Origin of the sequence: Massilia pinisoli (genome assembly GCF_024753285.1) — a bacterium.
Classification (GTDB): domain Bacteria; phylum Pseudomonadota; class Gammaproteobacteria; order Burkholderiales; family Burkholderiaceae_D; genus Telluria; species Telluria pinisoli.
In genome coordinates this window covers 1-299 of sequence record NZ_JANUGW010000068.1, presented here as the reverse complement: position 1 = coordinate 299, position 299 = coordinate 1, and the positions used below count along the sequence as shown (strand labels likewise).

At 56.5% G+C, this 299-nt stretch carries 1 protein-coding gene; it reads right to left on the bottom strand.

What is annotated here, in order from left to right; genetic code table 11:
• Positions 1-65: 65 nt before the first annotated feature.
• Positions 66-299, bottom strand: a 234-nt coding sequence (locus NX784_RS28775) for a hypothetical protein (RefSeq protein WP_258820092.1), incomplete at its 5' end; no start/stop codon positions are given.

Genomic DNA, 299 nt, shown 5'->3' with positions numbered 1-299 from the left:
CCGGTTGTAGCCATTGTAGTGTACGACGGCTGGCGCCCCTGAGCGGACGTGGCGAGGCCGCAAAATTAGGGTCCAACTGGATCGATCCAGTCGGGCCGCAGCCCCAATGCAAATTCTTTGGGCACCTTGGCAAGCGACTCTGGATCCCCCATTTCTGCCTCGATAACGCCTACACATCCCCAGCAATCTCCGCCGCAATCAGTTGAAAGTCGATCTGCGGGGTTGTCGAGCGCGCGTCCGCAGATCTGGCAGTGTTTCAGTTTTTCACTGTTCATCATGATCAAAGTTGTTGGACGTCC